Source organism: Kitasatospora sp. NPDC002040 (genome assembly GCF_040296785.1).
Classification (GTDB): domain Bacteria; phylum Actinomycetota; class Actinomycetes; order Streptomycetales; family Streptomycetaceae; genus Kitasatospora.
This window is the reverse complement of the sequence record NZ_JBEOXV010000011.1, coordinates 132,623-154,864: the sequence shown is the minus strand read 5'-3', so window position 1 is coordinate 154,864 and position 22,242 is coordinate 132,623. Positions and strand designations below refer to the sequence as shown.

The window sequence follows — 22,242 nt, the reverse complement described above, 5'->3', positions numbered from 1 at the left end:
GCAGAGCCTTGACGCTGCGCCAGACGCGACTGCCGTGGGGGCGTGATGGGCCGGACCGTTCATTCGAAGCTCGTGCCTCCGGACCAGACTTGCTGGATCGTTCGGTAGTCGATGACGGTGATGTCCTCCTGCTGGAGAACTGCACGGGCCTGCGGCGAAGTCAGGAACTCGTAGTCTGTCCGGCGCACGGGCCAGCCATCGTCGACGGCCTGCGACTCCTCGTTGCCCAGACTGGGGTGCACTGCCCATTCGTTGAGTCCCGCAGGCAGGTCACGCAGCATCCGAACGTATCGTGCAGCCTTCCCTTCGATGCCCAGGGAGAAGCTGTCCAAGAAGTCGTTGTCGGTGACCGGCAGCCCGCGTTCGCGCATCGTCCGGCGCCCGGGTTCGAGCCAGACCCGGACCGCGAGGCCGTACTCCGCGGCCAGCATGACGGTCAGGTCGAGGATGTCGTCGCGGCCGCCGTCGGCCAGACAGTGGAAGTCCAGATGGGTCGGCGCGAGGCCGGCGTCGGCGACGGCGTTGATCTGGGCGCGGAACTCAAGTTCGATCTCATCGAGCCGAGCCTGGCCGAGCAGGGCCGCTCGGCCGGCGGGCGTCGGTGAGAACAACTCGCCTGAAGGGTCCAGCAGTGAGGGAACCCGTTCCCTGGCGGTCAGCGGCCCCCACGGGATGCCGGGCAGCTCGCACACCAGGGTGAGGTGGATTCCGAACGGGATCCGAGGGCGGCGGCTGAGCATCTCCAAGGCCTGGGGCGCTGCGGGGCACGGGACCATCAGGCTGCACGAACTTGCGATGCCCTCCTCGATCGACTCGATCACCGCCGCGTTGATCGCCGGATACATCCCGAAGTCATCGCAGTTGACGATCAGCAGCCGCGCACCAGGTGGGTACCCCAGTAGCTGACTCGACTGCTGCGCAGGCGCGACGGCCGCGGGATTGGTGGTTTCGTCCATGTCCGCAGTCTGAGACCCAGCCGGACATCACGCACCGGAATTTGACCGCGCTGGGGCGACACCGCCGTCAATTCCCTTGAACATCAACGAACTTGCGAGTGCTGCGGGGCCAGGACGGCGTCGATGTCGAGTCCGACCGTGTGGTGCCGCTGGCGGAACCACGGCTCAGCTGACAGCTTGGGCCGGCCGGGGCTCGTACGCCGACGTCGATCAGGAGGCGGGCGCCAATCCGAACGCTTCAGTGCCGGCGGCGGTTGAGCACCCCGATGAGAACGGCAAGGTCGGCGGCGCCGGCCGGATCGTCCGCGTAGCGGGTGGTCTGGAGGGGGCCGACCTCAGGAAGGACGATGTCCTCCCGCGCCAGGACATGGACCGAGGTCAACAGTGCGGCGCGGGCGTTGCCATCGGTGAAGGGGTGGAAGAACGCCACGTCGAGGTAGGCGCGGGCCGCGCGTGCCGCCGGCGGGAGGTCCGGGTCGGTCGCCTCGCGCAGGCAGGAGTCGAAGTCGGCCTGGGTGTGAGGGGTCAGACCATAGCGCTCGCGGCCGGCCTTCGCGTAGGCGTCGCCCGTGCGGAACGGTGCCTCTGTCGCGGCGAGGACTTCGCGCTGCCAACCGGCCAGCAGGGCGAAGTTCAGTGGGCGCCGGCGTGCGGCATCTGCGCGGGCCAAGGCGTGTGCGGCGAGCAGGCGTTCGGCACGGATCGGGTCGCGCAGACGTACCGGACCCTCGCACCAGGACCGGAACCCGTCGCGGGTGGGCGGGATCCGCTGCAGAGCCGGTGCACACTGCCAGTCGACTTCGCGGCGCACGCGCAGCCAGACCGAGAGGCTGTCAGTAGCGGTCATGGAGCTCCTCCAGCGCCGCCCGCGCTCGATGCTCCTGGTACGGGGTGTGGCCGGTGACGCCGACGGCCAGGTCCTCGCAGACGGATTCGATCAGCGGCCGTTCCGGGACGACCCAGCTCTTGAAGCGGCCACCGATCGCCCGCTCCACCGCCTGCTCGGCGTTGGCCCGGTCCATGCCGGTGCTGGTGAGGAACCAGCTCAGGACGATCGAGGTCTGGCCGCGCCAGCCGTTCTCCGCGCCCGAGTCCACCGTGCGGGTCACGAGCCGGACGCACGCCCGCTCCAGGTGCCAACTGCGGTCCTCGGGTGAGGCGTCCGGCGGCGGCGCCAGTTCGGCAAAGTGCCGGGCCGTCCGCTCCAACCACGCCCGCCACTCCAACAGCGCGGCCACGACACGTTCTGCGGTCTCGTCGGGGGTCGTCACCGAGCTCGACCGGCTGACCCAGCTACCGATCGGCCCGCCGTCGATATAGGACCAGTTCCATCCCCAGGCCCAGGCGCCGTACCGCTCCCGAAGGACCGCGTCCACCTGGCTCTCGCACCAGCTTTCGCCCTGCCACCCGCCGGCCAGACCGGAGAGCACGGGTGGCACCCACTCGCGGACCAGCGAGCGGAGGTACTCCTCCTCGTCCTCGTCCCAGACGAACGGGTGGCGGGCGGGGTCGAACTCGTCCCAGTCCCGAATGCCCTCGTAGGTGATGCGGGGCACGAGGTTGTCGGGGAAGGGCAGGGTGTCACGGTTGTACGTCAGGGCTGGCCACTCTTCCGGTCCGATGTGATCGACCATCAGTCTCGGCCGAATGCCCCGGGACCGCGAACGGTTTTCGGCCCACGTCTGCCGGTCCGTCATGCCGCTGCCGCCTTGTCGTCGTCGCCGAGCACGCTGAAGTCGACGTCCGGGCAGGCGTCGTAGGCGTCGGGGGCCTTCGCCGCCACCGTGCCGATCCGGCCGAAGTGCACCAGGTTCGAGAAGCCGTTGAACGCTTCGACAGCGGCTTGCCGCCTCTCGCCGGGATCGCCACCGCCCTGCGCGAAGATCAGCACGCGGTCCGCCAAGGGATCACGGCAATGGAAGTGATCCGCTTCGGGCTAGCGTCGGCGACAGAGGTCCGACAGGCGGGACTTGGCAATGTTGCGGATGCGCCGGGTGCGTCCGTCCTCGGCCAGTGTCGCCAGAGCGGTCGTGGCCGTCGACTCCTCCGCACAGCGGAGCTGGAGCCAGTTGGAGGCCGCGAGCAGAGTCTCGGCATCCCATGGCTCGTCCAAGGTCATCGCCCGCAGCAGAGTCCACTCGCGCAGGCGCCGGGCGGAGAAGTCGTCCACCGCCACGGGACCGGTCAGCTCCAGGCACCAGGACGGATAGCCGGGGTCCGTGAGCAGTTCGGCGGCGCGCCGGTCGAGGTACTCACACACGGCGCTGTTCGCCATCGCCACATCGGGGTCGGTGAGTACACGGGTGACGAGGGCGGCCGCGTCCTCGGCAGACACCTTGTCGAACGCCCTGCGGTAGCGGGCAAACCGCACATGCTCGTCCGGTTCCCAGCCCGGATCGTCAGCTGACACTGCGTTTCCCAAGATCACCGATTCCTTTCGGCTGCCGAGGTTTGGAGCCTGCTCAACCGTGGCGGCTGAGCACTCATCGAACCATGGCGATCTTCGGCTACGAAAATCCTGCCGCGCCGGGCATGTGCCCAGGTGGGTACACGTGAACGTGCTCGGCCAACGGCGGCCAACCGGCAGGTCTGCGGTCGACAAAACGGGGTGACAGGTACCAGCCTGGTCGGCATGATCGGTCGGTTGTTCCGTCCTGTCCGACTTCGGAGGTACGTCACGTCCCTCCACCGCGAACGAGCCTGGGACCTGCCGTGGTCCGCCGCTGATCCCCACCGGAACGCCTTCGACTGGGACGACGAGGAGGCGGCACGGCTGACCGCTCTGGTCGTCCCGATGGTGCCTTCCGCAGCCGACTGGGACGCTGACCCCGATCGGATGGCAGGCTTCAGGTTCATCGACGAGGTCACTGTGCTCCTGGTGTCCCGGTACGGCCGGTGGGCCTGCGGCTGGGACCATTCGACCCACTACGGCGGTCCCGTCGAAACCTGGTGCTGCGATCGGCATTCGGTCAAAGAGCCCGAGGAGACCGCGGACCGCGTCGTGACCTGCCTGCTGGAGTGGCGCGACTGGCTGGAGGACATCGCCGAGCGGTTCGAGCAGCTCGTACCCCTTCCTGGCGCGGACGCCGAGACCCGTAGCTGGCACCTGGAGCGCGCGGTGACCCGCCTGGTCACCGCAGTCATCAACAGCACCCACGCCGAGGGGGGTTGGTACGGGCTCTGCAAGACGACGTTGACCTGGTTCCTGACCTCCACCGGCCTTGGACGGGACGAGGCGGCGAAGGCGGTGGAAGCAGCGATCGGCGGCCGGTTCGAGAGCCACGTTGCTCCCGCCACGGTCCTGGTCGATGCCGTGGGAGAGGACCTGGCGGTCCGCCTGACGGGCAGCGGGTTCTACCGTGAACGATGACGCGCGGGCCCAGTGACGCAGAGTTCGGGAACGGTACGGGCTCACGTCCCGGGTCGGTGGGAATCCGGCGCAGTTCCGAGGGCGGTCCGGGCGTGAGCAGCGGTGCGGTGGGCGAGTTGGGCGGAGCAGCCGAGGTAGCCGGCGGGGTCGAGCAGGGTGGCCAGTTCCCCGGGGGTGAACCAGTCGGTGCGTTCCTGCAGGGCGAGCCGGATGGGGTGGCCGAGGTCCTGGGCCCGGTGGACCAGTTCGTACATCTCCTGGTAGGCGTGCTGCTTGCCGATCTTCCGGCCCAGGGCCAACATCAGCCGTTCCGACATCACCTGGTCGGCCACCGCTGCCAGGTTCGCGAGCAGCCGTTCCTCGTGCACCCGCAGGTCGCCGACGATGGCCAGGGTGGTCTCCAGGGCGGCCAGGGTGTAGTGGGAGACGTCGGGGACGAAGGCCCACTCCAGCCGCCAGCTCCGGGCGTCGCGTTCGTGCTCGCCGGTCATGCTGGCCCAGGCCGGACCGAGTTGTGCGGCGGCGAGTTGGGCGAGGACGGCGACCTGTTCGCTGCGTTCGGGGTTGCGCTTGTGCGGCATGGTGCTGCTGCACACCAGCCCGGACTGCCACTCCTCGCTGATCTCGCCGAACTCGGGCCGTGACAGCGTGCGGATCTCGTCGGCGATGCGGGCCAGCGTGCCGCACAGCATGGCCAGGACGGTGGTGAACTCGGCGACCCGGTCGCGGGCGACGTGCCAGCCGACCACCGGGGCCTGCAGGCCGAGGCGCTTGGCGAAGCCTTCGAGCAGGGCCGGGCCCCGGCCGCCGAAGCCGGCCATCGTCCCGGCCGCGCCGAAGAGCTGGACGACCAGGGCGCGTTCGCGCAGCTGGGCGAGGCGCTCGCGGTGGCGCAGCAGTTCGTCGATCCAGCTGGCCGGTTTGAGGCCGAAGGAGATCGGGAGTGCGGGTTGGGCGTGGGTGCGGCCGAGGGCCAGGGTGTGGGCGTGGCGCTCGGTCAGTTCGGTGAGGCCGAGCAGGAGTTGGTCCAGCTGCGGCTGGAGCTGGTCGAGCACGTCGCGGAGCTCCAGGGACTGGGCGGTGTCCTGGATGTCCTGGGTGGTGGCGCCGAAGTGCACGTACTGGCCGGACTCCGGGCCGGCCGCCCGGGCCAGGACCCGCAGCAGGCCGACCAGGGTGTGCCCGGTGAGGCGGGCCTCCCGGTCGACGGCCGCCGGATCGACCGGGCCGAGGTGGGCGGCCGCGGCGATGGCGGCGGCGGCTTCGGCCGGGACGATGCCCAGGTCCGCCTGGGTCAGAGCGAGGGCGGCCTCGATCCCCAGCCAGCGCTGGAAGCGGCAGGTGTCGCAGAAGATCCGGCGGCTGGCCTCGGTGGCGTAGCAGTTGCCGGAGAGCCGGGAGTCGGTGATGTGCCCGCGCTCGTGGGGACACGGGGGGTCGGATGTCACGGGAGGCGTTCTCCGATCGACTGGAGGTGGGTGGTGGTGCGGGCGCTCTCGGGAGCCGGGCAGGCCGGGTTGGGCGGCTCAGGTCAGGTAGACGCAGTGGCCGTACGGCGGCGCGGCCGGGTCGACGGGACGCCGGGCCGCCAGCCGGAGGGCGGTCGCCCGCGGGGTGGTGCCCGAGGTGCGGCTGTGCGCGGCCAGGTCGTCGGTGAGGCCGTCCATGAGGCGGGCGAGGTCGGCCAGGACGGTCGGGACGTCCGGGGTGCGGGCGGGGCCGAACAGGGCCTCCATCGAGGCGGAGCCGCCGATACCGCCGACGAAGTCGGGCAGCACCAGGACACCGCGCCGGTGCAGCACCTCCTCGACCTCCTCGCGCAGGCCGTGGTTGGCGCCCACCACCACGGCGGGGCAGGGCAGTACGGCGGCGGTCGTCTCGTCGAAGGCGTCCGAACCGCCCGCCAGCACCAGGACATCGGCGGGGATCGCGAAGAGTTCGCGGGGCGCGGTGGACGGACCGGCAGCGGGCAGGGCGGGAACCGGCGTCCGGCTGGGTGCGCCCAGCAGAGCGGCGACGTCGAGCCCGGCCGGGGCGCTGCGGCAGCCGTGCTCGTCCGCGACGGCGACCAGCCGGGCGCCCTGCTCGGTCAGGGTCAGGGCGGCGGCCCGGCCCAGGTTGCCGAAGCCCTGCAGCGTCACCCGGACCGGGCCGCTCGCGCCGGCCTGCCGGGCGGCGCGCAGCGCGGCGTGCCCGAGCGCGTGCCCGGCCCGCCGCTGACCGAGCGTCAGCGCGCCGCCCGCAGGCCGGTCGAGCAGGGCGACCCGGGCGGCGAAGTCCGCGTCGGTGAGGCCCTGGCGCAGCCCGACGGCGTACTTGATCGAGGGCACCCCGGCGTCGGCGGCGAGTGCGGAGAGCTCGCCCCAGTCGGTGCCGAGGTCGGGGCCCATGCTGTAGCGGGTGAGCAGGTCGTCGCGGAGGAAGTGCAGGAAGCGGCCGAGGATCCCGGCCTTGCCGGGGGCGTCGGGCGCCAGGTCGAGGCCGCACTTGGCTCCGCCGACGTTGGTGCCGAGCACCCGCTGTTTGACCGTCATGCGCTCGGCCAGTGCGGCGAGTTCGACCGGGGTGAGCCCGGGGCGCAGCCGGCAGCCGCCGGCCGAGAGCGGTCGGTCGCCGTCGTGGTAGGTGAGCCAGCCCCGGACACCGGTGGCCGGGTCGGTGTACTCCGTGGTGCGGGAGGTCATGACGGGTGCTCCGATCGGATCAGGTGGGCAGCGGCGCGCGGGCGTGCCGGAGGCTGGTGCGGATGTCGACCAGGACCGGCCCGGGATGGTCGAGGGCCCGGGCCAGCACGGTGCCGGCCTGCTCCTGCCGGTCCAGGACCAGACCCAGGGCGCCGAAGGAGTCGGCGAGCTTCGCGAAGTCGGGATTGCTCAGTGCGGTGCCCACCGACCTGCCGGGGTGCAGTCGTTGCTGGTGCAGGTGGATCGAGCCGTAGCTGTTGTTGTTGGCGACCAGCACCAGCAGGGGCAGCCGCCGGGCGCAGGCGGTGACCAGTTCGGTGCCGTTCATCAGGAAGCCGCCGTCGCCGGTGACCACCACGGTGGGCACGGTGCCGTCGCCGCGCAGGGCGGCCGCCACCCCAGCCGGCACGCCGAAGCCCATCGAGCCGGAACCGAGCCCGAGCAGCCGGCCGCGCGGCCCGAACCGGAAGTGCCGCAGCACCCAGCTGGTGAACGCGCCGGAGTCGACCGCCACCGTGGCGTCGCCGCCGGTCAGTTCGTCCAGCGCGGTGACCACCGCGCCGAACACCACGCCGTCCGGTGCCTCGGTGGGCCGCCAGGCGGCCCGCCGTACCTCGGCCGTGTGGAGCCGGTCCGTCCAGGCGGACCGTTCCTGCCACGGCGCCGGTTCGGTGGGCAGCAGCAGGCGCAGGAAGTCCGCCGGGTCGCAGGCCGCGCCGACGGTCGGCCGCCGGACCGCCGGGACCGGGGCGGCGCCGGGGTGGACGTGCACCAGGGGCTGGCGCTCGGGCGGGCCGGGCGGGAAGCTGCGGCCCCGGCTGGTCACCCAGTCCAGCCGGGTGCCCACGGCGAGCACCAGGTCCGCCTGCCCGAGCTCGGCCAGCTGCCCGGGGGAGCCGGCGTCGGAGAGCTGCCCGGCGTAGTGCGGATGCCGGTTGGGCAGCAGGTGCGGGTGCTTGTTGCTGGTGACCACCGGGACGCCGTGCCGTTCGGCGAACTCCCGCAGCAGGCCCCGGCCGACCGCGCTGTCCAGTCCGGCACCCGCCACCAGCAGCGGCCGCCGGGCGCGGGCGAGCAGCTGCCCGGCCTGCTCGACGTCGGCGGGGGACGCGGCAGCGGCCTGCTGCGGGTCGGGGCGGACCGGTGTCGGTGCGACGGGCTGCGCGAGGACGTCCTGCGGCAGGGCGAGCACGACCGGGCCGGGGGTGCCGGACTCGGCGGTGCGCAGGGCGCGGTGGACCAGGGGGGCGGCGGTGTCGGGGGTGCGGACGGTCCAGCCGGCCTTGGTGACCGCGGCGAACAGCCGTACCGGGTCCAGCCCTTGGAAGGAGTCCTGCTCGGTCCGGCCGTTGGACACCGCTCCGACCAGTACCACCAGGGGCACTCCGCTCTCGGCCGCCGCGTGCACCCCCACGCAGGCGTTCGCCGCTCCCGGGGCCCGGCTGACCAGGCAGACCCCGGCCCGCCCGGTGAGCTTGGCGTCCGCGAGGGCGAGGTAGGCGGCGGAGCCCTCGTGACGGCAGGTCACCACGTCGATCCCGGGCGTGTCGTGCAGCGCGTCCAGTACCGAGAGGTAGCTCTCGCCGGCGACGCAGAAGACCCGGTCGACGCCGTGCTCCCGCAGGGCGTCGACCAGTGCCCCGGCCGCGGTCGGGGCTCGGCTCACCGCACCGCCTCGGTGGTGATCAGTGCCTCGAACTGCTCCCACCAGGGGAGTTCCTCCGAGCGCGGCAGCAGGGCCCGCCGCCGGGCCAGGACCTGCTCGACCCGCCGGCGGGCGGCGGTCTCGGCGGCCTGGTCGAGGCCGAGTTCGGCCTGCAGGAGCTCCAGTTGGCGGGTTTCGGTGGCGTCCTCCTCGTCGTCGACCAGGGCGGTCCAGACCGCGCAGGTGTAGACGAGGGAGCGGTGCTCGCTGCTGAGTCCGTCGGCGGCCGGACGGTCCGCTCCCGGTGCGACGCCGAGGGCGCGGCCGATCATGCGCAGGGCGATGTCCTCCTCGTTGGTGATCCTGCCGTCGGCCTCGGCGATCACGGTCACCGCGTGCAGGATGCGGTGTCGTACGGGGAGCGGCAGTGCCTCGAACAGGGCGGTCACCCGGCGCCGTTCGAGCTCGGTCAGTTCGTCGACCAGGTGCGGGCTGCGGGTGGGGTCGGTCAGGGTGAGCGGGTCGAAGAGTGCGTCGGCGGCCTGCGGGGACATGATGCCGAGCTCGACGACGGCCTCGCCGATGGTGGTGCCGTGGTGTTTGGCGTGCAGTGCGGCCCGGACCCCTGCCTCGTACCCGTGGACGCTGCCGACGACGGCGGAGAGCGCGAGGGTGGAACGGGCGTGGGCGAGGGCGGTCTCCTCGTTCACCTCGATCCCGGCCAGGCAGCGCTGGGTGAACAGCGGGACAGCGCCGGTGAGCAGGGCGCAGGACTCGAACAGGTTCTTGGTGATCAGCCCGAGCCAGACGTTGGCCTCCAGCTCGGCGCCTTCGACCCCCATGGTGACCGCAGTGTCGTTTCCGCAGACCTGGTAGGCGACCTGGATCACCAGCTCGGGGATGACCGGGTTGACCTTGCCGGGAGTGTAGGAGGAGCCCGCCTGGACGGCCGGCAGGGTGATCTCGCGCATGTCGCTGCCGGCCAGCAGCCGCAGGTCCCGGGCGATCTTGGAGAGGTTGGTGGCCAGGGCCTTGAAGGTCGCGGACAGGTGCAGGTAGACGTCGCCGTTCTGCACGCAGTCGAAGGAGTCGGGGTGCCGGCGCAGCGCCAGCCCGGTGGCCTCCCGGAGCCGGGGGAAGATCCGCTCCAGGTAGCCGGCCCCGACGCCGAGCCCGGTGCCGACCACGGTGGCCCCCATCGGTACGTCCAGGCAGCGGTCGGCCGCCGCCTCCAGCCGCTCGATGCCCCGCCGGGCCACGGCCAGGTAAGCGCCGAAGGACTGACCGAAGGTCACCGGCACCGAGTCCTGCAGGCAGGTCCGGGCCGGCTTCACGGCGTGGCGGTAGCGCTCGGCCTTGGCCGCCAGCACCTCCTCCATCGCCCGGACCTCGGTGACCAGTCCCCGGACCCCGTGGTGCAGGGCGATGAGCATCGCTGTGGTGATGGCGTCGGTGGTGGACTGACCCGCGTTCACATGGTTGTTCGGGTGCACGAGGTCGTGGCCGATCCGGCCGGTGAGCAGTTCGTTGGCCCGGTTGGCCAGCACCTCGTTGAGGTTCATGTTCACCGACATGGCACCGGCGTTGAGCATGTTCACCGGGTACTGCTCGCGGCCGAACCGCCCCGCCACCACCTCGTCCGCCGCCCGGCCGATCGCCTCGGCGACCTCCCGGTCGATGACGCCCACGTCGGCGTTGGCCAGCGCGGCGGCCTTCTTGACCTGCGCGAGCGCCGAGACGTAGTGCGGGAAGTCCCCGAGCACCGGGCCGGAGACGTCGTAGTTCTGCCGCCCTCGTTCGGTGTGCACCCCGTAGTAGAGGTGGTCGGGCAGCTCGATGCTGCCCAGCATGTCCTCGTCGGTCCTCATCCGGTCCTCCGGGCGGTCATGGTCAGCCGCCAGCCCTGAAGCGGGCCTTCGCGCAGCTGCCTGTTATCGTGCGTGGTGGTCAGCTCCCAGCCGTTCGCCGCCAGCAGGGCGCGCATCTCCTCGACCGTCACGGTGCGGAAGGTCACGAAGTCCTCGACCGGGGCCGGGAGGTCGGCGCCGTGCCAGGTTCGGCGCCGCACCAGCGTGCTCGCCGCCGGGTCCAGCTGGTAGTCGGCGGTGGCCCGGTAGGGCCCGGCGGTGTACGCCGAGGGCAGGTCGGGGGCCGGGCGGGCGGTGCCGTGGGCGAGTTCCAGCAGCAGCAGTGCGCCGGGTGCCGCGTGCCGGGCCAGGCCTGCGGTCGCGGCGGCCAGGTCCTCGGAGCGGTGCAGATTGCTGAGCACCAGACCGACGCAGAGGAGGAGGTCGAACCGCTCACCGAGATCGGCGTCGCGGATGTCGCCCTGGTGGAACTCCAGGTGCGGGTGACGGGCCCGGGCGTGGGCGAGCATGTCCGGCTGGAGATCCAGGCCGACGGCGCGGGGGATTCGCATCCGCTCCGTCAGCAGGGCCAGGTCGCGGCCGGTGCCGCAGCCGACGTCCAGCACGGAGCCGAACTCGCGGCCGCCCTCGCGGTTGGTGAGGTCCTCGCACAGGCTCGGGATCTCGTCGGCGCACTCCGCGTAGGCCGCGTCGTACAGTGCGGGATTCCGATAGAGGAGGTTGGTGATATTGCTAAGTATGATTCACCTACCATTGAGTGGGCCAGGATTGGGGATTCCGTGGCACCCGAGGAACGCTAGCATTCGGAATCATTAATTCCATGTGGCGTAAATAAATATGCCTCCGAGTGTCCGCGGCCTCGGAGACCCTGGCCATAAGACCCGGTGCCCGCAAGGAGCTCGACCGTCCCCTCGACGGCGCTCGGGCGGCCTGGCTGAAGATCGCTGCCAGATGGTGGCAACTCGCCGATGTGGGACCGGATTTGGCCACTTCGAGTGAGGGGGCGACGGACACGCCGGGAGGTGTCGGGGGTGGCTGCCAGGATTCAACCCCGCCTCTTCCACGGCCGCCGAATCCGGAGTCGGGCCAGCCTTCCAGTGGCAGCGGAGCCTGTCCGCCGCGAGGGCCTTTCGGGCTGTCCGAGCCCCGCCCCGACCTCCAGGAGGCGTCCGTGGCCCAGCCCACCGCACCGGTACACCCCGCAGACGACCCCGCGCCCGGCGAGCAGCCGGAGCACAACGAGAACCTGCGCTTCGACCTGCCCGGCGACAACCGGGCGGCAGCGGCGACCACGCTCTCCACCGGCTCGATGGTGCGCCGACTCCCGCACCTGGTGCGCCGCGCGCTCGGCCTGGCCTGGAACGCCGACCCGCGCTCCACCGCCGCAGTGCTGATCTGCCAGGCCGCCTCCGGCGTCCTGGGCGCGGTCGTGCTCGCGGCCACGGCCGCCGCGCTGGCCGGGGTGATGCGCGAGGGCCCCGTCGCCGAGCACCTGCGCCAGAGTGCACCCGCGCTGACGGTCCTGACCCTCTCCGCCGGAGTCAGGGCCCTGCTCGGCGTCGTCATCGCCGCGCTCTCCGGCCGGATCGCCCCCAGGATCGCCCGCGGCGCCGAACTCGCCCTGGTCGAGGCCGGTACCCGGGCCGAGCTCGCCGCCTACAACACCCCCGACTTCAACGACGCCTGGGAGGCCGCCGACCGCGGCGCCCAGACCGCCCCCGACCTGCTCGCCGATGCCCTGGACGTGATCGCCGCCGCCATCTCCTTCCTTGCCGCCGCCGGCATCGTCGCCACCCTCGACCCGCTGCTCTTCCCCGCACTCCTGCTCGGCTCCGCCCCGGCCGGTGTCGCCGCCGTGCGCACCGCCCGGATCCACTACCTCGCCGCCCTGGCCACCACGGACGAACGCCGCGCCCTGCGGATCTACCGCTGGTGGGCCGTCGACAAGCTCCACGCCGACCAGGTCCGCGCCAGTACCGTCGCCCCGCTGCTGCTCAGCAAGTACCGTGCTGCCGACCAGAAGATCGCCGACGCCACCGACGCGGCCACCCGCATCGCCGCCCGCGTCTCCGCCCTGGCCGCGCTCGCCACCGGACTCGGCACCGCCCTCGTGTGGGGCACCCTGCTCGCCATCGTCGCCACCGGCCGGATCACCGTCGCCGCCGGCCTCGCCGCCACCTTCGCCCTGCGCACCGCCGCGAGCGGCCTCCAAGGCGTCGTCGGCACCGGTGCCCGCCTCTACCGCGTCGGCCTCTACCTGGACGATTGGGCCAACTTCCTCGACCAGGCGGGCGGCGCACGGATCCGCCGCGGCACCCGCACCCCGGGCGCACCCGGCACCATCGAGGTCCGCTCCCTCAGCTACACCTACCCCGGCACCGAGGCCAAGACCGCCCTGCACGACATCGACCTGACCCTGCGTCAGGACGAGGTGGTCGCGATCGTCGGACACAACGGCTCCGGCAAGTCCACCCTCACCCGCCTGCTCACCGGACTGCTGCTCCCCGAGGCCGGGCGCGGCGAGGTGCGGTGGGACGGCGTCCCGATCGAGGAGCTGGACCCCGACGCGCTGTGGCGCCGAGTCGCCTACACCCCGCAGGAGTTCGCCCGCTGGCCGCTCCCGGCCGCCGAGAACATCCACCTCTCCACCCCTGGGACCGAACCCGCCGACGTCCAGGCCCGGGTCGAGGAGGCCGCCGGGGCCGCCGCGTTCGACCAGGTCGTAGCCGGCCTGCGGTCCGGCTGGGCGACCCTGCTCGCCCAGGAGTGGCTGGGCGGTCACCAGCTCTCCGGCGGGGAGTGGCAGCGCGCCGCAGTCGCCCGGTCCGTCTACCGAAGCAGCCAGGCGCCGGGCCTGCTGGTGCTGGACGAGCCGACCAGTGACCTCGACCCGGCCGCCGAACACCGGATCCTGCACGCCGTCCGCGCCATGGCGAAGGGCCGGATCACGGTCCTGGTGACCCACAACCTCGCCAACACCCGGCTGGCCGACCGCATTCTGGTCCTGAGCGCGGGACGCGTCGTCCAGGAGGGCAGCTACGACACCCTGGCCGCCGAAGGCGACGGACTGTTCCGCGAGCTGCTCGACTTCCAGCTCGACCGCTCCCTGCCGGTGCAGCGAACGGTGGGGTGATCGTCTCGGGGACGCCTCCGAGCGCTCCGGGGATCGCGCGCTCCCACCCGCCGTCGTTCAGGCGTCGGGAGCGTGGTGGACGCGATGTCCCCCGACGAAGGTCTGCTGGACCCGGGCCTGGGCGATCTCGTCGGCGGGCCGGGCGAAGATGTCGCGGTCCAGGACGGCGAGGTCGGCCAGCTTGCCGACGGTGATGGTGCCGGTGGCGTCGAGGTGGTTCACGTAGGCGCTGCCTGCGGTGTAGGCCGTCAGTGCGGTGGCCAGGGTGATGCGCTGCTCGGGGAGGAAGACGGGGCGGTCGGATCCGGGCTGGTGGCGGTTTACGGCGGTGTGCAGGGCGGCGATCGGGTCCGGGCTGGAGACCGGCCAGTCGCTTCCGGACGCCAACAGGGCGCCGCTGTTGGCGAGTTCGGCGAAGGGGTACTGGCGGGTGGCTCGCTGGGCGCCGAGGAAGGGGATGGTGAGGTCGTCCATCTGGGGTTCGTGGGCGGCCCACAGGGGCTGGATGGTGGCGGTGGCGCCGAGCTCGCGGAAGCGCGGGATGTCGGCGCTGTCGACCACCTGGAGGTGGGCCAGGTGGTGCCGGTTCCCGCGGTTGCCGTTGGCGTGGCGGGCGGCGGCGACGGCGTCGAGGGCTTCGCGCACTGCCCGGTCGCCGAGGGCGTGGAAGTGGACCTGGAAGTCCTCGGCGTCCAACCGCGTTACGACGGCGGCGAGTTCCTCGGGGTCGACGAAGGAGATCCCGGAGTTGCCGGAAACGCAGCCGCAGTCGGTGAGGTAGGGGGCGAGCATGGCGGCCGTGCCGTTCTCGGCGATGCCGTCCTGCATGATCTTGACGGTGTGGGTGTTCAGTCCGCCCAGGGTGAAGTGTTCGCGGCGGGCGAGCAGTTCGGGGAGCTGTTCGAGGCCGCGCGAGCGGTCCCACCACAGGGCGCCGCGGACCCGGGCGGTCAGCAGGCCTTCGGTCACGGCGTGGCGGTAGGCCAGGGCGGCGTCGGTGGTGGAGGCGTGCTCGCCCAGCAGGGCGTCCTGCCAGGCGGTGATGCCGTGGGAGTGCAGCACCGCCTGGGCGCGCAGCAGGCCGGCCAGCTGTTCGTCGGGGGTGACCGCGGGGACGTGACGGGCGATCAGCTCCATGGCGCCTTCCTGGAGCGTGCCGCTGAGCCGGCCGTCCGGGTCCCGTTCGATCCGGCCGTCGGCCGGGTCGGGGGTGTCGCGGTGGAGGCCGGCCAGGTCGAGCGCCCGGGTGTTGGCCCAGGCGCCGTGGTGGTCGCGGTTGACGAGATAGACGGGGCGGTCGGGCACCACGGTGTCCAGCAGGTGCCGGTCGGGGGTGCCGCCGGGGAACGCCTCCATGGACCAGCCGCCGCCGGTGATCCAGGGGAGGTCCGGGTGGGTGTCGGCGTAGGCGCGGATCCGGGCCGCGTACTCGTCGGGGGTGGTGGCCCCGGACAGGTCGCACTGGCCCAGTTCCACGCCTGCGCCGACGGGGTGGACGTGGGCGTCCTGGAAGCCGGGGACGAGCAGACGTCCGTGCAGGTCGACGACCTCGGTGGCGGGTCCGATCAGCGCGTGGACCTCGTCGTGGCCGACCGCCACGATCCGCTCGCCGCGGACGGCGACCGAGGTGGCGTAGGGGTGGGCGGGGTCGACGGTGTGGACGGGCCCGCCGGTGAGGACGAGGTCGGCTGCGGTGTCGGTGTGCATGCTGCTGCTCCAGGACGGTCGGTGCGGACGGGAGTCGGGCGGGGGCCGGCCAGGGCGGCCGGCCCCCGGGATCGGGCTGGGCCGGCGGGATCAGGCCGGGCCGGCGGCCTCGTCCATCGGGAGGGCGATCGCGTCGGCGTCGGTGCCGCGTCCGCTGGTGAAGTAGGCGGACCGGCGGTGCCACTTGGCGACGGCGGCGGCCAGCAGCCCGGTGGCGATGATCAGCGAGGGGATCAGCAGCATGAACCAGCCGTTGTCGGGCGTGGCCTGGAAGTGGTCGCTCATGGTGGCGTACTGGACGGCCAGGTAGATCCCGAGCCCGAACAGCACCAAGGCGCTGAGGCCGGGGACGATCACACTGCGGATCGCCTCCAGCGGCCCCTCGCGCAGCGCGCCCCGGAACCGTACGGCGCAGGCCAGCGCGGTGAGCCCGTAGTAGAGCGCGACGATGAGGCCGATCGAGTTGACCGCGGTGAGGATCATCAGGTTGATCTTCGGGATGCCGACCGCGAGCACGGCGACGGCGGCGGACATCGCCATGATCAGGACGGTGCCGACGGCCGGCGAGCCGAACCGGGGGTGGACCTTGGTCCACATCCGCCCCAGGGTCTGGTCGCGGCCCATCGCGAGTGCGCCGCGGGCGGTGGGGATCACGCTGGACTGGAGCGAGGCGAACGCCGAACACATCAGGGCGGCCAGCGGGAGCGAGGCCCAGGGCTCGGGGCTGAGCTTCGCGCCGAGGAAGGTCAGTGCCTGCGGGCCCTGCTCGATCAGCTCGTCGGTGCTCATCACCCGCTGGAACGAGATCGCGGCGAAGACCAGCAGGCCGAGCATGGCCACCAGGGCGATCAGGCCGCCGCGGGAGGCGTCGGAGGCGTTCCTGGTCTCCTCGTTGACGGTGAACGCGGCGTCCCAGCCCCAGAACACGAAGACCGCGAGCACCAGGCCCTGGGCCAGCGACCGGAAGGAGTCGATAGCGAAGGGGTTGAGCCAGGCCCAGGAGAACGACTCGTGCCCGGTGACCAGGGCCCAGGTGCAGAAGACCAGCAGCACGGTGTACTCGAAGCCGAGCAGCACCCACTGCAGGCGGGTCGCGGACCGCACGCCGGTGACGGCCGTGACGGTCACCGTGACCAGGGCGACCAGCCCGACCACCGTGCTCACGCCGGTGGAGCCGGGGTCGAGCGCGATCCCCAGCAGACTGTGCACGTCCGCCTTGTTGGCGAACTGCAGGATCACCGAGCCGGTGATCGCGCTGGTGTACGCCATGAAGATCACGTTCGCGACCAGGACCACCCAGCCGGTCAGGAAGCCCGGCCAGGCGCCGACCGAACGGCCCACCCAGGTGTACCCGTTGCCGCAGTTGGGCTCGGTGCGGTTGAGCCGTGCGTAGGACAGCGCGATCCCGAGGATCGGCAGGAAGGCGACCATCAGCAGGGCCGGGGTCTGGCGGCCGGCGTAGACGGCCAGGGCGCCCATGCCGATGCCGATGCTGGTGGTCGCGGCCGTGCTGGAGGCCGCGATCGCGATGCCGTCGCGGACCCCGAGGGTGCGGCGCATGCCCGGGGCGGGCGGTCTGGTCTCCGGAGGGACGGCCATTGTGGGCTCCTTGGCGTGGGGGAGGCGTGGGGGAAGTGCCCCGGTCCGGTCCGGGCCCGGCGGTGCGGGGGGCGGGCGGCGGACGAGGGGGTGTGCGCCGATGAAACAACCATGCCATTCTTACGTCAATACGTTGTCATAAGAAGGAGCCCGCCATGCCCGGTCCGCAGCGCATCCCGGTCGAGCGCAAGCGACGGCGCCCGACCAGTACCGGGACCGTGCTCACCGAGGAGCTGATCGTGTCGGCGGCGCTGGAGCTGGTCGAGGCGCCGGGCACCGGCACGCTCACCGTGCGCCGCCTCGGTACGGCCCTGGGCTGCGACCCCTCGACGCTCTACCGGTACTTCCCCAGCACCGACGCGATCCTGCTCGCGGTGGCGGACCGGCTGATCGGCGACTCGCTCACCGGCTTCACGCCGGGCGAGGACTGGATCGCGTCGCTGCGGGACTTCGCGTTCCGGGTGCACAGCTCCGTGCTGCGCCACCCCCGGCTGGCGACGGTCCGCGCCTCCCGGGTGACCGGCGGGCCGGGCGAGTGCCACGCGGTCGACACCGGCCTCGGCATCTTCCTGCGGGCCGGCTTCGTCCCGGCCGAAGCGGTGCGCCGGTACCGGACGTTCATCGACACCGTACTGGCCCACGCGGCCCTCGACGCCGACGTGCGCTCGCTCAGCGAGCAGCAGCGCCTTCAGCAGGGCGAGGTCTGGCGCACCGTGCACGGCAGCCTGCCGGCCGAGCGCTACCCGAATCTGCACGCGGTCCGCGAGCACCTGCCGGAGATGGCGGGTTCGGCGTTCCCGGACGCGCTGGAGCTGATGCTCGCCCAGTTCGAGGCGGTGCGCCCGGCCGACGGGTGACCCGGGTCCTGACGGCCGGTCAGGGCCGGCCGCGCGCGGCCGTCATCCCGTGCGCCCCGGCGATCGCCGACGCCCGGTCGGACCCGAACAGGTCGAGGACATGGGTGGCCCGACCCGGCTGCCCGGAGCTGCTGAGCACGCCGGCCGCGAAGACGGAGCTGATCGCGCTCGCCCCCGGCAGTGGCCCCAGCACCCGGACACCGGGAAGCCCGAGAAGTTCGCTGTGCTGCTGGAAGGCCAGCTCGGCCGCGCCGGAGGCGAGCAGGCTGCCGACCGGCACACCCGGCGGGGCCTGGACCAGGCGGTCCTGTACGGATTCGAGCAGGTCGAGGCGGCCGAGCAGCCCGAGCAGCGCGCTGCCGCTGGGACCGGTCGAGTACGCGATCCGGCCCGCGGTCCGCACGGCGGCGGCGAGGTCGGCCTCGGTGCCGAACACCGGGATCGCCGCCCCGGCCGGCACGGCGGCCACCACCTGCGAGATCCACAGCGGGCGGACCGTGTCGGCGCGCACGTGTCCCTCGGCCGCCAGGTCGGCGAGCGCGTCCTCCGCGAGCACCAGCAGGTCGGCCCCGGCTCCGCCGCGTACCCGGCGGGCGATCTCCACCCCGCCCGCGGCGGTGGCGTCCAGGCGGGTTCCGTGGTCCTCGGCCAGGTGCCGGGCCAGCTCGGCCAGGATCGGCCGGGTCGCCATCGAGGACATCAGTGCGAGTGGGTGGTCCATGCGGTCTCCTTGGGTCCGGGTGATGGTACGTCGCGTCGCGAGCCGCCCCGCGCGGCTCCTGCGAGACTGGCGCGATGGATTCGACTTCCAGTACGGCGGCCGGAAAGGTGCTCCGGGTCCTCTCGACCTTCGACCGCGAGCGCTCCTCGCAGGGTCTGTCGCAGATCGCCCAGCGCGCGGGTCTCCCGCTCAGCACCGCCCACCGCGTGGTCGCCGAACTGGCCGCCTGGGGTGCGCTGGAGCGGGGCGAGGACGGCGCCTGGTACGTCGGTCTGCGGCTGTGGGAGATCGCCTCCGGCTGCCCGCGCAGCCAGATCCTGCGGGACGTGGCACTGCCGTTTATGCAGGACCTGTACGAGGCGACGCACGAGAACGTCCAGCTCGCGGTCCGCGAGGGCACCGAGCTGGTCTTCGTCGAACGGATCGCCGGGCACCGGTCGGTGGAGCTGCTGACCATGGTCGGGGCGCGCTTCCCCGTCGCCGCCACCGGGATGGGCCGGGTGCTGCTGGCGTACGCGCCGCAGGACGTCCAGGCCGAGGTGCTGGCATCCCCGCTCCGGGCCTGGACGCCGTACACGGTCACCGACCCGGGCCTGCTCCGGCGGCAGTTGGACCGGATCAGGCGCGAGCAGGTGTTCGTCAGCGACCGGCAGCTCTCCGAGAACACCGTAGCGGTCGCCGCCCCGATCCGGATCGGCCGGACCGGACCGGTGACGGCGGCCCTGGGGATCGTGATCACGGCGGACAGCGCGAGCCGGGTGCGCGGGCTCCGCGAACCGCTGCGCCTCGCAGCGGGCGAGATCTCCGAGCAGCTGGGGCGACGCGCCCGGGCAACGGGCTGACCTGGCAGGACGTGCGCGACCTCGGCTTCTTGGTTCGGACACGCTGCACTTCCGCCTGACGGAATCAGGGCAGATCCGCCGCCACGGCGGGTGGCAGCGTTCGGGACATCGGCCGCACCGGCTCCACCGGGCGGTCGCCGCCGGCCCCTCGGGTCCGGCCCGCGCCGACCCACCGGGAGCACTCGTCATGATCATCGACTGCCACGGCCACTTCACCACGGCCCCGGCGCAGTTGGCCACGTGGCGAGCACGCCAGCTCGCCGCGGTCGGCACCGCCGGACCCGATCCGGCGGAGCCGGTGATCACCGACGACGAGCTGCGCGCCGCCGTCGAGCCCCACCAGCTGAAGCTGATGGACGAACGCGGCACCGATCTGACCGTCTTCTCGCCCCGGGCCAGCTTCATGGCCCACCACCTGGGGGACTTCGCGGTCTCCTCGGCCTGGTCCCGGATCTGCAACGACCTGGTGCACCGGGTCAGCACCCTCCACCCGGACCGGTTCGCCATGGGCGCGATGCTCCCGCAGTCGCCCGGCGTCGATCCCGCCACCTGCCTGCCGGAGCTGCGGCGGGCGGTCGAGGAGCTCGGTGCGGTCAGCGTCAACCTCAACCCCGATCCCTCGGGCGGGAGTTGGACCGCCCCGCCGCTCACCGACCGCAGCTGGTACCCGCTGTACGAGGCCCTGGTGGAGTACGACGTGCCCGCCATGGTGCACGTCAGCACCTCCTGCAACCCGGCGTTCCACACCACCGGCGCGCACTACCTCAACGCCGACACCACGGCCTTCATGCAGCTGGTCCAGGGCGACCTGTTCGCCGACTTCCCGACCCTGCGGCTGGTGATCCCGCACGGCGGCGGTGCGGTGCCCTACCACTGGGGCCGGTTCCGGGGGCTCGCGCTCGCACTCGGACGCCCCGATCCGGAGACGCTGCTGGACAACGTCCTGTTCGACACCTGCGTCTACCACCAGCCGGGCATCGACCTGCTGACCCGGGTGATCCCCAGCCGGTCCGTGCTGTTCGCCGGCGAGGTGATCGGCGCCGTCCGCGGCGTCGACCCGCGCACCGGCCACCACTTCGACGACACCCGGCGCTACGTCGACGCCACCCCCCATCTCACCGACGCGCAGCGGGCCGAGGTCTACGCCGGCAACGCCCTGCGCGTCTTCCCCCGTCTCGCCGCCCGCATCGCCGACCGCGCTGCCGCGTCGGCGCGTTGACCCCAGGAGAACCCCCATGAACGCACCCGACCTCGGTGTCGTCCGCACCGGCATCACCCGGGCCGACCCGGACGCGGTCGCCGCGCTGGCGGCGTTCGGCGTGGCAACGGTCCACGAGGCGATGGGCCGGACCGGCCTGCTGCGCCCCTACCTGCGCCCGGTCTACCCGGCGGCTCGCGTCTGCGGCACGGCCGTCACCGTGCTCCTGCAGCCCGGCGACAACTGGATGCTGCACGTCGCCGCCGAACAGATCAGGCCCGGCGACGTGGTGGTGGCCGCCTGCACCACCGAGAGCGAGGACGGCTTCTTCGGCGAGCTGCTCGCCACCTCCTTCCGGGCCCGGGGCTGCCGGGGCCTGGTGATCGACGGCGGCGTCCGGGACGTGGCCGACCTGGAGGCGATGGACTTCCCCGTGTTCGCCCGGGCGGTCAACGCCAGGGGCACGGTCAAGGCCACCCTCGGCTCGGTAAACGTCCCCGTCGTGTGCGCCAACGCGCTGGTCCACCCCGGCGACGTGGTCCTCGCGGACCGCGACGGCGTGGTGGTGGTGCCGCGCGAGCGGGCCGCCGAGGTGGCGGAGGCCTCGGCCCGCCGGGAGGCCGCCGAAGCGGGCCGCCGGGAACGCTTCCGCGGCGGCGAACTCGGCCTGGACCTGTACGGCATGCGCGGCCCGCTGGCCGAGCTCGGACTGCGCTACGAGGAACGATGACCCACCACGACAAGACCCCGGGATGGCTGGACTGGCACCCCGAGCCCAGCCGCCCCCGCCTCCAACTCCCCCCGGGCGCCGTCGACGCGCACTGCCACGTCTTCGGCCCGGCCCGCACCTTCCCCTACGCCCCCGAGCGCAAGTACACCCCCGGCGACGCGTCCAAGGAGCAGCTGTTCGCCCTGCGCGACCACCTCGGATTCGCCCGCAACGTCGTGGTCCAGGCGACCTGCCACGGCGCGGACAACTCCGCCCTGGTCGACGCCCTGCGCGCTTCCGGCGGACTCGCCCGGGGCGTGGCCACGGTCCGCCCCGGGATCCCGGACGCCGAACTCCGCGAGCTGCACGACGCCGGTGTCCGGGGCGTCCGGTTCAACTTCGTCCGCCGGCTGGTCGATGTGACGCCGCGCCAGGACCTGTGGGACGTGGTCGAGCGGATCGCCCCCTACGGGTGGCACGTGGTGGTCTACTTCGAGGCGGCCGACCTGGCGGAGCTGCGCGACTTCCTGCTGTCCGTCCCGGTGCCGCTGGTGGTCGACCACCTGGGCCGCCCCGACGTGACCCGCGATCCGGACGGACCGGAGTTCGGGGCCTTCCTGGACTTCCTCCGGGCCAGGCCCGACATCTGGTGCAAGGTCAGCTGCCCGGAGCGCCTCTCGGTGACCGGACCGCCCGCTCTCGCGGGGGAGCGGTCGGCCTACCGCGACGTGGTCCCGTTCGCCCGGCGGGTGGTCGAGGAGTTCTCCGACCGGGTGCTCTGGGGCACCGACTGGCCGCACCCCAACCTGGTCGACCACATGCCCGACGACGGCCTGCTGGTCGACTTCCTGCCGCACGTGGCCCCCACCCCGGAGCTGCGGCAACGGCTCCTGGTCGACAACCCGATGCGGCTGTACTGGCCGGAAGCGCGCTGAACCGGCGCAGATTGGATC

20 protein-coding genes are annotated in these 22,242 nt (G+C 72.6%); 7 read left to right on the top strand and 13 right to left on the bottom strand.

Annotated elements, in window-relative coordinates; translation table 11 throughout:
- Positions 1 to 59: 59 nt before the first annotated feature.
- The 5 genes from ABT118_RS23165 to ABT118_RS23145 all read right to left on the bottom strand — a co-directional run bounded on the left by ABT118_RS23165 (position 60) and on the right by ABT118_RS23145 (position 3,366).
- On the bottom strand, positions 60 to 956 hold the full coding sequence (locus ABT118_RS23165; protein ID WP_350672065.1) for a polysaccharide deacetylase family protein: 897 nt from the start codon (positions 954 to 956) through the stop codon (positions 60 to 62).
- Between the two features lie 238 nt (positions 957 to 1,194).
- A complete protein-coding gene (locus ABT118_RS23160; protein ID WP_350672064.1) occupies positions 1,195 to 1,803 on the bottom strand; it encodes a Fic family protein in 609 nt (202 codons plus the stop codon).
- A complete protein-coding gene (locus ABT118_RS23155; protein WP_350672062.1) occupies positions 1,790 to 2,590 on the bottom strand; it encodes a hypothetical protein in 801 nt (266 codons plus the stop codon). The genes ABT118_RS23160 and ABT118_RS23155 overlap by 14 nt, the downstream gene beginning before the upstream one ends.
- Before the next feature lie 59 nt (positions 2,591 to 2,649).
- Positions 2,650 to 2,847 (bottom strand): hypothetical protein, encoded by a 198-nt coding sequence (locus ABT118_RS23150; RefSeq protein ID WP_350672061.1) that lies wholly within the window; start codon positions 2,845 to 2,847, stop codon positions 2,650 to 2,652.
- Between the two features lie 45 nt (positions 2,848 to 2,892).
- Entirely contained in the window at positions 2,893 to 3,366 is a 474-nt protein-coding gene (locus ABT118_RS23145) for a hypothetical protein (protein WP_350672059.1), read from the bottom strand.
- A 222-nt stretch (positions 3,367 to 3,588) separates the two neighbouring features.
- Between ABT118_RS23145 and ABT118_RS23140 the strand changes: the two genes are divergently transcribed.
- On the top strand, positions 3,589 to 4,326 hold the full coding sequence (locus ABT118_RS23140; RefSeq protein ID WP_350672056.1) for a hypothetical protein: 738 nt from the start codon (positions 3,589 to 3,591) through the stop codon (positions 4,324 to 4,326).
- A 41-nt stretch (positions 4,327 to 4,367) separates the two neighbouring features.
- On the opposite strand, the gene ABT118_RS23135 is transcribed toward ABT118_RS23140, so the two are convergent.
- The 5 genes from ABT118_RS23135 to ABT118_RS23115 all read right to left on the bottom strand — a co-directional run bounded on the left by ABT118_RS23135 (position 4,368) and on the right by ABT118_RS23115 (position 11,176).
- Positions 4,368 to 5,774, bottom strand: coding sequence for a class-II fumarase/aspartase family protein (locus ABT118_RS23135; protein ID WP_350672054.1), 1,407 nt, complete (start codon positions 5,772 to 5,774; stop codon positions 4,368 to 4,370).
- Between the two features lie 78 nt (positions 5,775 to 5,852).
- Positions 5,853 to 7,010, bottom strand: a complete 1,158-nt coding sequence (locus ABT118_RS23130; RefSeq protein WP_350672052.1) for a Glu/Leu/Phe/Val dehydrogenase dimerization domain-containing protein — start codon at positions 7,008 to 7,010, stop codon at positions 5,853 to 5,855.
- Positions 7,011 to 7,029: 19 nt separating this feature from the next.
- Entirely contained in the window at positions 7,030 to 8,676 is a 1,647-nt protein-coding gene (locus tag ABT118_RS23125; protein WP_350672049.1) for a thiamine pyrophosphate-binding protein, read from the bottom strand.
- Positions 8,673 to 10,523 (bottom strand): lyase family protein, encoded by a 1,851-nt coding sequence (locus tag ABT118_RS23120; protein WP_350672047.1) that lies wholly within the window; start codon positions 10,521 to 10,523, stop codon positions 8,673 to 8,675. The genes ABT118_RS23125 and ABT118_RS23120 overlap by 4 nt, the downstream gene beginning before the upstream one ends.
- The gene (locus ABT118_RS23115; protein ID WP_350672182.1) at positions 10,520 to 11,176 is read right to left on the bottom strand and encodes a class I SAM-dependent methyltransferase; all 657 of its coding nucleotides are present in this window, start codon (positions 11,174 to 11,176) and stop codon (positions 10,520 to 10,522) included. The genes ABT118_RS23120 and ABT118_RS23115 overlap by 4 nt, the downstream gene beginning before the upstream one ends.
- A 518-nt stretch (positions 11,177 to 11,694) precedes the next feature.
- Here ABT118_RS23115 and ABT118_RS23110 point away from each other — a divergent pair.
- The gene (locus ABT118_RS23110) at positions 11,695 to 13,656 is read left to right on the top strand and encodes an ATP-binding cassette domain-containing protein (RefSeq protein WP_350672045.1); all 1,962 of its coding nucleotides are present in this window, start codon (positions 11,695 to 11,697) and stop codon (positions 13,654 to 13,656) included.
- Positions 13,657 to 13,713: 57 nt separating this feature from the next.
- Here the strand turns inward: ABT118_RS23110 and ABT118_RS23105 are convergent, their stop codons facing one another.
- Positions 13,714 to 15,363, bottom strand: a complete 1,650-nt coding sequence (locus ABT118_RS23105) for an amidohydrolase (RefSeq protein WP_350672044.1) — start codon at positions 15,361 to 15,363, stop codon at positions 13,714 to 13,716.
- Between the two features lie 90 nt (positions 15,364 to 15,453).
- Positions 15,454 to 16,962, bottom strand: a complete 1,509-nt coding sequence (locus tag ABT118_RS23100; protein ID WP_350672042.1) for an APC family permease — start codon at positions 16,960 to 16,962, stop codon at positions 15,454 to 15,456.
- Between the two features lie 155 nt (positions 16,963 to 17,117).
- Here ABT118_RS23100 and ABT118_RS23095 point away from each other — a divergent pair, with 155 nt between their 5' ends.
- The gene (locus ABT118_RS23095; RefSeq protein ID WP_350672039.1) at positions 17,118 to 17,819 is read left to right on the top strand and encodes a TetR/AcrR family transcriptional regulator; all 702 of its coding nucleotides are present in this window, start codon (positions 17,118 to 17,120) and stop codon (positions 17,817 to 17,819) included.
- A gap of 19 nt (positions 17,820 to 17,838) precedes the next feature.
- Here ABT118_RS23095 and ABT118_RS23090 read toward each other — a convergent pair whose 3' ends face one another.
- Positions 17,839 to 18,540 carry a substrate-binding domain-containing protein gene (locus ABT118_RS23090; protein WP_350672036.1) on the bottom strand — a complete coding sequence of 234 codons (702 nt, stop codon included), beginning with the start codon at positions 18,538 to 18,540 and terminating at the stop codon, positions 17,839 to 17,841.
- A gap of 74 nt (positions 18,541 to 18,614) precedes the next feature.
- Between ABT118_RS23090 and ABT118_RS23085 the strand changes: the two genes are divergently transcribed.
- The 4 genes from ABT118_RS23085 to ABT118_RS23070 all read left to right on the top strand — a co-directional run bounded on the left by ABT118_RS23085 (position 18,615) and on the right by ABT118_RS23070 (position 22,224).
- The gene (locus ABT118_RS23085; protein ID WP_350672033.1) at positions 18,615 to 19,382 is read left to right on the top strand and encodes an IclR family transcriptional regulator; all 768 of its coding nucleotides are present in this window, start codon (positions 18,615 to 18,617) and stop codon (positions 19,380 to 19,382) included.
- Positions 19,383 to 19,569: 187 nt separating this feature from the next.
- Complete coding sequence (locus ABT118_RS23080; RefSeq protein WP_350672031.1) at positions 19,570 to 20,601, top strand: amidohydrolase family protein; 1,032 nt, start codon at positions 19,570 to 19,572, stop codon at positions 20,599 to 20,601.
- Between the two features lie 16 nt (positions 20,602 to 20,617).
- Positions 20,618 to 21,310 carry a 4-carboxy-4-hydroxy-2-oxoadipate aldolase/oxaloacetate decarboxylase gene (ligK, locus tag ABT118_RS23075; RefSeq protein ID WP_350672029.1) on the top strand — a complete coding sequence of 231 codons (693 nt, stop codon included), beginning with the start codon at positions 20,618 to 20,620 and terminating at the stop codon, positions 21,308 to 21,310.
- Complete coding sequence (locus ABT118_RS23070; protein WP_350672028.1) at positions 21,307 to 22,224, top strand: amidohydrolase family protein; 918 nt, start codon at positions 21,307 to 21,309, stop codon at positions 22,222 to 22,224. Before ligK ends, ABT118_RS23070 begins: the two co-directional genes overlap by 4 nt.
- Positions 22,225 to 22,242 lie beyond the last annotated feature (18 nt).

What these genes read in the sequence shown, in the direction of transcription:
- ABT118_RS23165 (WP_350672065.1), bottom strand. Translation starts at nt 956, where the DNA reads ATGGACGAAACCACCAATCCCGCGGCCGTCGCGCCTGCGCAGCAGTCG.
- ABT118_RS23160 (WP_350672064.1), bottom strand. Translation starts at nt 1,803, where the DNA reads ATGACCGCTACTGACAGCCTCTCGGTCTGGCTGCGCGTGCGCCGCGAA.
- ABT118_RS23155 (WP_350672062.1), bottom strand. Translation starts at nt 2,590, where the DNA reads ATGGTCGATCACATCGGACCGGAAGAGTGGCCAGCCCTGACGTACAAC.
- ABT118_RS23140 (WP_350672056.1), top strand. Translation starts at nt 3,589, where the DNA reads ATGATCGGTCGGTTGTTCCGTCCTGTCCGACTTCGGAGGTACGTCACG.
- ABT118_RS23130 (WP_350672052.1), bottom strand. Translation starts at nt 7,010, where the DNA reads ATGACCTCCCGCACCACGGAGTACACCGACCCGGCCACCGGTGTCCGG.
- ABT118_RS23120 (WP_350672047.1), bottom strand. Translation starts at nt 10,523, where the DNA reads ATGAGGACCGACGAGGACATGCTGGGCAGCATCGAGCTGCCCGACCAC.
- ABT118_RS23105 (WP_350672044.1), bottom strand. Translation starts at nt 15,363, where the DNA reads ATGCACACCGACACCGCAGCCGACCTCGTCCTCACCGGCGGGCCCGTC.
- ABT118_RS23100 (WP_350672042.1), bottom strand. Translation starts at nt 16,962, where the DNA reads ATGGCCGTCCCTCCGGAGACCAGACCGCCCGCCCCGGGCATGCGCCGC.
- ABT118_RS23095 (WP_350672039.1), top strand. Translation starts at nt 17,118, where the DNA reads ATGCCCGGTCCGCAGCGCATCCCGGTCGAGCGCAAGCGACGGCGCCCG.
- ABT118_RS23090 (WP_350672036.1), bottom strand. Translation starts at nt 18,540, where the DNA reads ATGGACCACCCACTCGCACTGATGTCCTCGATGGCGACCCGGCCGATC.
- ABT118_RS23085 (WP_350672033.1), top strand. Translation starts at nt 18,615, where the DNA reads ATGGATTCGACTTCCAGTACGGCGGCCGGAAAGGTGCTCCGGGTCCTC.
- ABT118_RS23080 (WP_350672031.1), top strand. Translation starts at nt 19,570, where the DNA reads ATGATCATCGACTGCCACGGCCACTTCACCACGGCCCCGGCGCAGTTG.
- ligK (WP_350672029.1), top strand. Translation starts at nt 20,618, where the DNA reads ATGAACGCACCCGACCTCGGTGTCGTCCGCACCGGCATCACCCGGGCC.
- ABT118_RS23070 (WP_350672028.1), top strand. Translation starts at nt 21,307, where the DNA reads ATGACCCACCACGACAAGACCCCGGGATGGCTGGACTGGCACCCCGAG.